Source organism: Vibrio owensii CAIM 1854 = LMG 25443, assembly GCF_000817815.1.
GTDB lineage: Bacteria > Pseudomonadota > Gammaproteobacteria > Enterobacterales > Vibrionaceae > Vibrio > Vibrio owensii.
Window position 1 is genome coordinate 45828 of the sequence record NZ_JPRD01000037.1, and the last position, 9009, is coordinate 54836.

Genomic DNA, 9009 nt, shown 5'->3' on the forward strand with positions numbered 1-9009 from the left:
ACGTTTGCTTTCACTATAGGAAATTTACAACTATTTATCACTATTTGGCAGTCACCCACAAAATGTGCGCATCTTCCTCGCTCACACTGGTCAACATATGACCCATGTTCGCATCGTAATACACACTGTCGCCTTCGCTTAATACAACAGGCTCATAGAACTCAGAATAAAACATCACCTCACCTGATAAGATGAGTAAAAACTCTTCCCCATCATGGCGAACCCAATCTTTGTATTCGTCAAAACTACGGGCACGAATTTGGCTCTTAAAAGGCATCATTTTCTTATTGGAAAGTTGAGTCGCCAACAGCTCGTGTTCGTAGGTTTGGGTTGGGTGTGGTTTACCCTCTTTTTTCTTGGTTACATCTCTGCGCCCTGTCGCGACCTTTTTTCTAGGCGGCTCAAACAGTTGCGGCATATCAATTTGTAAGCCATGCGCTAACTTTTGCATCGCTTGGAACGTCGGAGAAATCTGTTCATTCTCAATCTTACTTAGCGTAGAACGCGCAAGGCCAGTTCGTTGGCTCGCCTCTTCTAGCGTAATACCAAGTTTAGAGCGGATATCTTTAATGCGCTGACCGAGCTTAAGTGGTTCAATATTTTGGTCTTGCTGCTCTTTCGCCAACGTCATTGACGGGTATTCATCGTAAATACTTTCTGCCATAAATCCCTCTGTAAATATCCTTTATTCCTTCCTATTAGCATTGTGCATGAAGCCTATAGTGGATAAAAGTCCACCGAGTTAATTAAAGCGTGCTCTTGTTAACAAAACCAGAAATCTCGTTTCCTATAGGAAATTTTTGGTTGATTGTTCGTGCCGCAAGCGCTATGTTACCAACTTGTTAGATGTAGAGATGCACATTTCCGTAAGAGATTGGACAAGAGAAACCACAATCCGACGGAGTTTTGCCCACTTATTCGGGCCGAAAGTTCACTCTGTTCTGCTATGCAGTTCAGCTGTTTTGAGGACAAATGAGCCACCATCGCAATCAAACAACTATTTCTACTGCGGGTTCATTTTCAGATTTGGAAGGTCAACTACCATGAACAAGAGTTACCCTAACCACAGCTTGGAAAACTTTTTCTCTACCAACCTCTCTGCGACAGATGACGCTGTCTTTGCTGGAATTCAGGCAGAATTCGCTCGCCAAAACGAACAAATCGAACTTATCGCTTCTGAGAACATCGTTTCTAAAGCGGTAATGCAAGCTCAAGGCACATGCCTAACAAACAAATACGCTGAAGGTTACCCAGGTCGCCGTTACTATGGTGGTTGTGAGCACGTAGATACAGTGGAAGCCATTGCTATCGAACGCGCGAAAAAACTTTTCAATTGTGAATACGCAAACGTTCAACCACACTCAGGCGCACAAGCAAACGGCGCAGTAAAACTGGCACTACTTCAGCCTGGCGACACCATTCTTGGTATGTCTCTAGACGCAGGTGGCCACCTAACACACGGTGCTCGCCCTGCACTTTCTGGTAAATGGTTTAACGCAGTTCAATACGGCGTTGACCGCGAAACACTAGAAATCAACTACGACGACGTTCGCCAACTGGCACTTGAGCACCAACCTAAAATGATCATCGCAGGCGGTAGTGCCATTCCACGTACTATCGACTTCGCAAAATTCCGTGAAATCGCAGATGAAGTAAACGCGATTCTTATGGTCGACATGGCACACATTGCCGGTCTTATCGCAACAGGCGCGCACCCTAGCCCGCTTCCTCACGCACACGTTGTTACAACCACAACGCACAAAACATTGCGTGGCCCACGTGGCGGTATGATTCTGACCAACCACGAAGACATCATTAAGAAAATCAACTCAGCGGTATTCCCAGGTCTACAAGGCGGCCCACTGATGCACGTGATTGCTTCTAAAGCAGTGGCGTTCGGTGAGGCGCTTGGTCCTGAATTCAAAACTTATATTGATTCAGTGATCAACAACGCAAAAGTTCTGGCGGAAGTATTGCAAACTCGCGGTTGCGACATCGTAACCGGTGGTACAGACACGCACTTGATGCTGGTTGACCTTCGCCCTAAAGGCTTGAAAGGTAACAAAGCAGAAGAAGCACTAGAGCGTGCAGGTATCACGTGTAACAAAAATGGCATCCCATTCGACACAGAGAAGCCTATGATTACATCGGGCATCCGTTTAGGAACGCCTGCGGGTACAAGCCGCGGCTTTGGCGCTGAAGAATTCAAACTCATCGGTAATTGGATTGGTGACGTACTGGACGGATTGGTGAACAACCCTGAAGGTGACGCAGAAGTAGAAAAACGCGTACGTAAGCAAGTGAAAGAGCTTTGCAGTCGTTACCCTCTTTACCAATAAAAGATTTATTAAATCAGAAACTATCCTGACAAGTTATTTGGAGATTAAGCAATGGACAAAACACTGAAGTTTACAGATAGCCACGAGTGGGTACGTGACAACGGTGACGGCACAGTAACTATCGGTATTTCAGAGCACGCTCAAGAGATGCTAGGTGACGTAGTTTTCGTTGACCTACCAGACGTGGAAGATGAAGTCGAAGCGGGCGAAAGCTTTTCTTTGGTTGAGTCAGTAAAAGCAGCTTCAGACATCTACTCACCAATCACAGGCGAAGTAGTTGAAATCAACGAAGAGCTAGAAGACAGCCCAGAGCTAATCAACGAAGAACCATACGAAGGTGGTTGGATTGTGAAAGTGAAGCTTTCAAACCCATCTGAGTTGGATGACTTAAAAGATGCGGAAGAATACCTAAGCTCTATCGAAGAAGAGTAATTAGGATGAGACGAAAGCTGTCCCCTAGCATAACGATTAGTGGACAGCTTTTTTTCTAGGTTCGGACGTATAATTTAATTTATCAGTAACGCAAATCCGTTACCCGAGCCAAGGAGTAGGTAAAGGACAATGACTGAATTACTTCAAAGCCTCAGCACACAAAACGAGTTCGTTGCTCGCCACAATGGACCAAACAAATCTGACCAACAGAAAATGTTGGAAGCGATTAACGCAGTTAGCCTAGATTCGCTTATCGACGAAACCGTACCAGCACAAATTCGCCTAGAGCAGCCAATGAGCTTGGCAGAAGCGAAAAGCGAAGCAGACATGCTGGCAGCAATGCGTGAGTTCGCCGATCAGAACCAAGTTAAACGTACATTCATTGGTCAGGGTTACTACAACACCTTCACGCCAAACGTAATCCTACGTAACGTGATGGAAAACCCGGGCTGGTACACCGCTTACACCCCTTACCAACCAGAGATCTCACAAGGTCGTCTAGAAGCGCTTCTAAACTACCAACAAATGGTGATGGATCTTACTGGTATGGAAATCGCGAACGCATCTTTGCTTGATGAAGCAACGGCAGCGGCAGAAGCGATGACACTTTGTAAGCGTGCGGGTAAGAGCAAGAGTAACGTATTCTTCGTTGCTGACGACGTTCACCCACAAACCATCGAAGTGGTAAAAACTCGTGCGAAATTCATCGGCTTTGAAGTACTAGTTGGTTCTCTAGAATCACTACCAGAGCAAGACGTATTCGGCGCGCTAGTTCAATACCCAGGCACAACAGGTGAAGTTCGTGACCTAACGGACATCATCGCAAAAGCGCAAGCGAACAAAACGCTAGTAACCGTAGCAACTGACCTATTGGCTTCTGCCCTACTCAAACCAGCGGGTGAAATGGGTGCAGACGTAGCAATCGGCTCGGCACAACGTTTCGGCGTTCCTATGGGTTACGGCGGTCCACACGCAGCCTTCATGGCAACACGTGACAAGCACAAACGTACAATGCCAGGTCGTGTTATCGGTGTTTCTATCGATACCAACGGCAACCAAGCACTGCGCATGGCAATGCAAACACGTGAGCAGCACATCCGTCGTGAAAAAGCGACATCAAACATCTGTACCGCTCAAGCTCTACTAGCGAACATGGCGTCTTTCTACGCGGTTTACCACGGCGCAGAAGGTCTACGCACGATTGCTCGTCGTACGCACCACATGACCGCTATCCTAGCTGCCGGCCTAACTAAAGGCGGCTTCGAGCTTGCTCACAACAGCTTCTTCGACACCATTACCATCAATACTGGTGCACAAACTGAAGACCTATACGCAAAAGCACTAGCAGCAGACATCAACCTACGTAAGTTGGGTACTCAGCTAGGTGTAAGCTTCGACGAAACCACAACCGTGGCAGACGTAGAATCCCTATTCGCAGTATTCGGTGTGAAAGAAGAAGTCGCAGCACTATCAGCGGAAATTGCAGGCAACGAGTTTGCAGCGATTCCAGAAGCACTGCGCCGCACAACAGAATACCTAACGCACCCTGTGTTTAACACGCACCACAGCGAAACACAGATGATGCGTTACCTAAAACAGCTAGAGAACAAAGACTTCTCGCTAACGCACGGCATGATCCCACTGGGCAGCTGTACGATGAAGCTGAACGCAGCAGCAGAGATGATTCCAGTAACTTGGCCTGAGTTTGGTTCGATCCACCCGTTCGCACCAGCAGAACAAGCAGCCGGTTACGCAGCACTAGCAAAAGATCTTAAAGAGAAGCTATGTGAAATCACAGGCTACGACGCATTCTCACTGCAACCAAACTCTGGTGCATCTGGTGAGTACGCAGGTCTTATCGCGATTCAACGCTACCACGAAAGCCGTGGCGAAGGTCACCGCAACGTATGTTTGATCCCAAGCTCTGCGCACGGTACTAACCCTGCGACAGCATCTATGGTGTCAATGAAAGTGGTTGTGGTTAAGTGTGATGAAGAAGGCAACATCGACATCGACGACCTAGCAGCGAAAATCGAGAAGCACAAAGACAACCTATCAAGCATCATGATCACTTACCCTTCTACGCACGGCGTATACGAAGAGCAAGTGAAAGAAGTGTGTGAAATGGTTCATGCCGCGGGCGGTCAGGTTTACCTAGACGGCGCAAACATGAACGCACAGGTTGGTCTAACAACGCCGGGCTTCATCGGCTCAGACGTTTCTCACCTAAACCTACACAAAACCTTCTGTATCCCACACGGTGGTGGCGGTCCGGGCATGGGCCCTATCGGTGTTAAATCGCACCTAGCGCCTTTCCTACCAGGTCACATTGAAAACGGTGCAGACGGCGAAAACTTCGCAGTATCCGCAGCGGATATGGGTAGCGCGTCTATCCTGCCTATCTCTTGGGCTTACATCGCAATGATGGGCGAAGCTGGCCTAACAGACGCAACGAAAGTAGCGATTCTGAACGCGAACTACGTGATGGAGCAATTACGCCCTCACTACCCTGTTCTTTACCGTGGCTCAAACGGCCGTGTAGCGCACGAATGTATTATCGACATTCGTCCACTAAAAGAAGAAACAGGCATCAGCGAAGAAGATATCGCGAAGCGTCTAATGGACTACGGTTTCCACGCACCAACTATGTCGTTCCCTGTAGCGGGCACGCTAATGGTTGAGCCAACAGAATCGGAAGACCTAGAAGAGCTAGACCGCTTCTGTGATGCGATGATCGCAATCCGTGAAGAGATGACGAAGGTTAAGAACGGTGAATGGCCGCTAGATAACAACCCACTTGTTAACGCGCCACACACTCAAGTTGACCTAGCGAAAGAAGAATGGGATCGCCCTTACTCTCGTGAGCTTGGCTGCTTCCCTTCTAAAGCAACCAAATCTTGGAAGTACTGGCCAACAGTAAACCGCGTAGATAACGTATACGGCGACCGTAACTTAATCTGCTCGTGCCCAAGCATTGATAACTACGAAGATTAATTTTTGTAGCATCTAAATAGACAAAGGCGAACCGATTGGTTCGCCTTTCTGTTTTTGGGTTAGACCTGTCAAACTTAGTTTTGGACAATCGCTAATCAGGTGCTTTATTAATTTTAACGAGATAAGTATAACACTGGGTATTGGAAGCTGTTAGGCAAAGCTAGATCTCATTTATATCCCCTCAGTAACGCAATATCGATGCCGCAGCATACAACCTTAAACACTAAACGAAACAAATAGTGGAAATACCACGCCTTGGGAATCACTCTTAAACAGTTAGGCGGAGTAAATAAGGGAAGCTAAAGAACTGCGGCACTACTAACTACACCTTTACCATCGAATGACATAGCGATACGCACATTACCACTCGGTTCAATAAACCGAGACATACTCTCAACGAGTGAGCTTCGCAATGTCAAGTACTCGTGTTGCTGCTCATTCCCTGTTCGGTGATAATCAAAGGATAGAGATCTAAGCTTATCTCTACGCAATTCCAAAGTCTCATTAGAATTCCAGAAAGCTTTACACATAAGCTTCGATTCTCGTTCTAGAACTGCATCTTTAAACTGCTCGATTAAATTTGACCATCGAGACTCATTTATGTCGATACTAGAATACTCACGTTTTGCAGGATCAAGATAAGCTGTAACAAAATTTATAACCGATGCAAGGTTTAGGAAAAGCTCGCGACGCTTTAAAAGTGGTCTTATTCTTTCGATTAGACTCTTTAGGTGTTCAAATGTATCCCCAGTCCCAAAGTTATCTTGATCTTTAAGGATTGATATGTTTTTGGTCAATGAGGCCATGTCTTCTTCTAACTTATTGCGCCAAGAATATGAGTCCTTAATGATCACTTCAATAGCATTCCTTTTTTGCTGCGGTAGTTCATCGGGACAACGAAGTTCTTTCATATGTTCTGAAATTTCACGTAAATAATCAAAAGCACCTGTAATTCTCGCTTTATCTTCATTTTCCTGCCTCTCAAGAACTTCTGAAATAGAGTCTTTGATAGCACTTAAACTTCTTTCAATATCGGCCAGATGTGATTGGGCAACCGCAATGCTTACAAGCTGAAAGGCTCCACTAGCAAGTTGCTTTGCTTTTCCGCCCTGTATTAACCGAGCTTTTCCCACGATTTTATTCGAAGAATCAACTGCATCAGCTAGAATCTCTCCGGATTTAGTTCTCATTAATTTGTAAGTACCATCAGACAACCCTTGTTGTATGTCCGGTTTGAAGAGCACTTCGACTGTCTTGTTAGGAACACTTACCGAGCCTTTGAACAAGTCAGAGGTAAGGTGTGTAACACGATTAATTGCACTACTAGACGACTCAATAAGATGAGCCCGGTCCGGTATTTTTTCTATCTCTCTAGACTCTAGCACTTTGATTCCGTTGTCATCTACTATAGCTAGATCACAGCCAAATTCATCGATTGCCTCTGATGTATCTGATGTATCTGATGTAATCGAGTCAACAGTATTTCTTCGACTTTTTCTATTTCGAGCTATAATTAACACGAGAAGTGTGGGTACTAAAATAGATATGATAATCAAGAGTGTAGTATTCATGATTTCCTTGAATTTTGTCCATATCACCTTGTAGTGTGAGCGACACATTACAGATGCCGCCACAGAACACCTTAAACACCAAGCACAGTGCTCAGCAAAATGCCAAGCGTTGCGAATCAATGTTAAGCAGATTATAAACTAAAAAGTACACTCACGCTTTGAGTTAGTTACAAAATTTGTATTTGATAGAGGTGATTTATAGTAGCCTTCGTCTAAAAATCTCAGCAACACTTTCAGTGCAGGCCTGTTTAGAGGAATATCAATTACTTCATTGCCGTCAATATTCACCGTAGGGAATGGAATATTGAACTCCAAAGCGTCCGCTTTCATAACATGTATAGGGACTGTTCCTAGAATGTCACTTTGCTGAATTAGTGAAGTTTTTCTTCTCACCCAACTATCCTATATGGCAATTAACCCGTCTTTATTAGTTACTCGAACTGCATCACTAGAAGAGAATACATTGATATCATCATTAGTCGCTTCCTTGTAATAGTCACTCAAGTCAAATATTTGTCTAGCCGTAAAAAAACTAACGAAGCGTAGCTTCCCTCCTTCGAGAATAGCAGTCAACTTTGAATCAACCGTTAAACCGATACCTTCAATTTTCTTGTAAACATTTGATAAATGAAAGATGGACAAACCATTCGTAGAGATGAACCTACGTTTGTCAAAGTTTTGTAGTAAAATCTTTACCTCCCCACTCTCAAGTGTATAATCGGTGAAAAGCGCTTTAATATCACCTAAGAAACTTTCTGTCGGTTCTACGACTTCTATTGATAATGGATTTACAATTGCATTAGATAAGCTGTTTATCTCATCATAATTATCAATTAGCAGCACTTCACCACGATCAGGTCTATACTTCCCATCAAAATGAATTACTTCTGTTGGTAACTCGAACTCATTTTCTTGGCTTTTTATATATGCTGCCAAATCGTCTTGAACAGTAGAAGACAATTCAAATCTGACAATTCTCTTTGCGGGATCACTTGTCATTGCAAAAAGGTTAAATAACATTTACTTCTCCATAATCATACTATCTGAAATAGATATAACTTGTTTAACTGTTTTTGGATCTCTTATATTTCTTTTAGATATTAATGTGTAAACAACACCACTATCAGATTTAGTTTTATAAAATCTATACTTAAACAAGTACATTAATGGATGAAACGGTATATACTGTAAAACCCACAACGTCACCAGCAAAAGAGTTAATATGATCGAAATTACTTTAAAGTTAAGTTCAACCATTCTCATAACTATCGGTGCTGCATATGCGGCAAGAAAAACCAAAAGAAAGTAGTCAGTTGACTCTACTTTCTTTGCATTAAAACTGATTCTCTCACCTTGATTTTTTACTAATTTGAAGATCAAAAAAAATAAAACAATTCCTAACAAAAAAACAAATATTAATTGATAGAATAAAATATCATCACCTGAGATTAAATACCTTACTATAGCGAGTGCTAGTAGTGTTGGGGAGAATGAAGACAAGAAAAAAATTGTCTTTAACGAATTTCGCATAACTTTCCCTTTTTAGTTAAACGCTCACTTAAGTGGTGACTAACGCCATACCGATGCTGCCTTGTACCACTTCAACTAACGCACAATGTTAATGCCACGTGTTGCGAATCATTCCTGAACAGTTTGTATGTTTAACTCTACTA

At 43.8% G+C, this 9009-nt stretch carries 8 protein-coding genes; 3 read left to right on the forward strand and 5 right to left on the reverse strand.

Annotated features, from left to right (window positions below; genetic code table 11):
- Window positions 1-40: 40 nt before the first annotated feature.
- Window positions 41-664, reverse strand: coding sequence for a helix-turn-helix domain-containing protein (locus tag H735_RS19195; RefSeq protein ID WP_005431308.1), 624 nt, complete (start codon window positions 662-664; stop codon window positions 41-43).
- 379 nt (window positions 665-1043) lie between these two features.
- Between H735_RS19195 and H735_RS19200 the strand changes: the two genes are divergently transcribed.
- The 3 genes from H735_RS19200 (at window position 1044) to gcvP (ending at window position 5765) form a co-directional block, all read left to right on the forward strand.
- On the forward strand, window positions 1044-2339 hold the full coding sequence (locus tag H735_RS19200; protein ID WP_020197066.1) for a serine hydroxymethyltransferase: 1296 nt from the start codon (window positions 1044-1046) through the stop codon (window positions 2337-2339).
- 51 nt (window positions 2340-2390) lie between these two features.
- The gene (gene gcvH, locus H735_RS19205; RefSeq protein WP_005451648.1) at window positions 2391-2771 is read left to right on the forward strand and encodes a glycine cleavage system protein GcvH; all 381 of its coding nucleotides are present in this window, start codon (window positions 2391-2393) and stop codon (window positions 2769-2771) included.
- Between the two features lie 129 nt (window positions 2772-2900).
- On the forward strand, window positions 2901-5765 hold the full coding sequence (gene gcvP, locus H735_RS19210; protein ID WP_020197067.1) for an aminomethyl-transferring glycine dehydrogenase: 2865 nt from the start codon (window positions 2901-2903) through the stop codon (window positions 5763-5765).
- Between the two features lie 299 nt (window positions 5766-6064).
- On the opposite strand, the gene H735_RS19215 is transcribed toward gcvP, so the two are convergent.
- From H735_RS19215 to H735_RS19225, 4 genes are all read right to left on the reverse strand, one after another.
- Window positions 6065-7336 carry a hypothetical protein gene (locus H735_RS19215; protein ID WP_020197068.1) on the reverse strand — a complete coding sequence of 424 codons (1272 nt, stop codon included), beginning with the start codon at window positions 7334-7336 and terminating at the stop codon, window positions 6065-6067.
- 138 nt (window positions 7337-7474) lie between these two features.
- Window positions 7475-7729, reverse strand: coding sequence for a hypothetical protein (locus H735_RS31445; RefSeq protein WP_202905997.1), 255 nt, complete (start codon window positions 7727-7729; stop codon window positions 7475-7477).
- 9 nt (window positions 7730-7738) lie between these two features.
- On the reverse strand, window positions 7739-8356 hold the full coding sequence (locus H735_RS30315) for a hypothetical protein (protein ID WP_020197070.1): 618 nt from the start codon (window positions 8354-8356) through the stop codon (window positions 7739-7741).
- Window positions 8357-8866: a hypothetical protein gene (locus H735_RS19225; protein WP_020197071.1), complete on the reverse strand. Its 510-nt coding sequence runs from the start codon at window positions 8864-8866 to the stop codon at window positions 8357-8359.
- Window positions 8867-9009 lie beyond the last annotated feature (143 nt).

Bases quoted from the DNA above. Each gene is read 5' to 3' on its own strand.
- H735_RS30315 (WP_020197070.1), bottom strand. From the start codon at position 8,356: ATGTTATTTAACCTTTTTGCAATGACAAGTGATCCCGCAAAGAGAATT.
- gcvP (WP_020197067.1), top strand. From the start codon at position 2,901: ATGACTGAATTACTTCAAAGCCTCAGCACACAAAACGAGTTCGTTGCT.
- H735_RS19215 (WP_020197068.1), bottom strand. From the start codon at position 7,336: ATGAATACTACACTCTTGATTATCATATCTATTTTAGTACCCACACTT.
- H735_RS19200 (WP_020197066.1), top strand. From the start codon at position 1,044: ATGAACAAGAGTTACCCTAACCACAGCTTGGAAAACTTTTTCTCTACC.
- gcvH (WP_005451648.1), top strand. From the start codon at position 2,391: ATGGACAAAACACTGAAGTTTACAGATAGCCACGAGTGGGTACGTGAC.
- H735_RS19195 (WP_005431308.1), bottom strand. From the start codon at position 664: ATGGCAGAAAGTATTTACGATGAATACCCGTCAATGACGTTGGCGAAA.
- H735_RS19225 (WP_020197071.1), bottom strand. From the start codon at position 8,866: ATGCGAAATTCGTTAAAGACAATTTTTTTCTTGTCTTCATTCTCCCCA.